Source organism: Allosediminivita pacifica, assembly GCF_003054175.1.
Classification (GTDB): domain Bacteria; phylum Pseudomonadota; class Alphaproteobacteria; order Rhodobacterales; family Rhodobacteraceae; genus Allosediminivita; species Allosediminivita pacifica.
This window is the reverse complement of record NZ_QBKN01000089.1, coordinates 1-1,401: the sequence shown is the minus strand read 5'-3', so window position 1 is coordinate 1,401 and position 1,401 is coordinate 1. Positions and strand designations below refer to the sequence as shown.

The 1,401-nt window shown below is 65.0% G+C and carries 1 protein-coding gene; it reads right to left on the bottom strand.

Translation table 11 applies throughout. From position 1 onward, the window contains the following. Nucleotides 1–67: 67 nt before the first annotated feature. Nucleotides 68–1,264, bottom strand: a complete 1,197-nt coding sequence (locus tag C8N44_RS23030) for an IS256 family transposase (protein WP_107979008.1) — start codon at nt 1,262–1,264, stop codon at nt 68–70. Between the last annotated feature and the right edge of the window lie 137 nt (nt 1,265–1,401).

The following is a 1,401-nucleotide window of genomic DNA, read 5'->3' as shown; positions in this document are numbered from 1 at the left end:
GGTAGTGCCCCGGGAGATGGTGTAGGAACTGGCGTCCACCTGCTTCTTCATAGCTGGTGTCGCTCGTTCACTGAGCGGCAATCATCGTCGCCTCGTCGGGATCGTTACACATGGCCGTCAATTTTTCCACCGGCATGTAGCGGCGCGAGACGGCCCACTCATCATTTTGCTCCAGCATGAGCGCCCCGACGAGGCGAACGACGGCCTCGCGGTTCGGGAATATTCCGACGACGTTGGTGCGCCGCTTGATCTCCTTGTTCACGCGCTCCAGCGGGTTCGTGCTGTGCAACTTCGAGCGCAGGCTCTCATCGAAGGCCATGTAGGCGAGGACGTCGTGTTCGGCCTCGTCCATGAGCTCCGCGACATCCCTGAACCGGTCACGAAGGTTGTCGGCCACCTCGCGCCAGCGGGCATGGGCCTGGTCGCGGTCCTTCTCGGCGAAGACGGTCTTCACCACGGCGCTGACTACCGGCTTGTTGGCTTTGCTAACACGGCCCAGGAGATTGCGCTGAAAATGCACGCGGCAGCGCTGCCATCCGGCGCCCAGGACCTTGCCTGCGGCAGCCTTCAGACCCTCATGAGCATCGCTGATCACCAGCTGCACGCCGCGCAGCCCACGCCGCGTGAGAGACCGCAGGAAGTCGGCCCAGAAGGTCTCAGCTTCGGAGGGCATGACCGTGATGCCAAGTATCTCGCGGCGGCCGTCCGAATTGGTCGCGACGGCCACTATCACCGCCATCGAGACGATCCGCCCGCCCTCGCGCAGCTTCACGTAGGTGGCGTCCAGCCAGAGGAAGGGCCAGTCGCCCTCCAGGGGCCGGTTCAGGAACGCCTGCACCCGCTCGTCGATCTCCTCGCAGAGCCGCGACACCTGGCTCTTCGAGGTCCCCGTCAGCCCCATGGCGCGCACCAGATCATCAACGGCGCGGGTAGAGACGCCGTGGATGTAGGCCTCCTGGACAACCGCCATCAGCGCCTTCTCGGCAGTCCGTCGCGGTTCCAGGAAGGTCGGGAAGTAGCTTCCCTTGCGCAGCTTCGGGATGTTCAGGCCGATGGTGCCCGCGCGGGTATCCCACTGGCGCGGCCGGTAGCCGTTACGCTGGTTTTCCCGCTCCGAGCTGCGCTCGCCGTGTCCGGCACCGCACACGGCAGACACCTCGATGTCCATCAGCCGCTGCGCGGCATCCTGGATCAGCTCGCGCAAAAAGTCCGCGTCATCGCTCTTGGCGATCACGCCCGGAAGGTCGATCATGGTCTCGGTCATCGTGCTTTCCTTCGTTGTCGTCGGCTTTAGCAACCTCAGACTACGAAGAAGTGCGGTGGCCGCCAGACAGGCCGCGCGCTGCGCTACGCCGAATGGCTCCGCGCGCGGCCTCCTACACCACCCCGTGGGGCACTACC

Coding starts and splice junctions, on each gene's coding strand:
- C8N44_RS23030 (WP_107979008.1), bottom strand. CDS start 1,264: ATGACCGAGACCATGATCGACCTTCCGGGCGTGATCGCCAAGAGCGAT.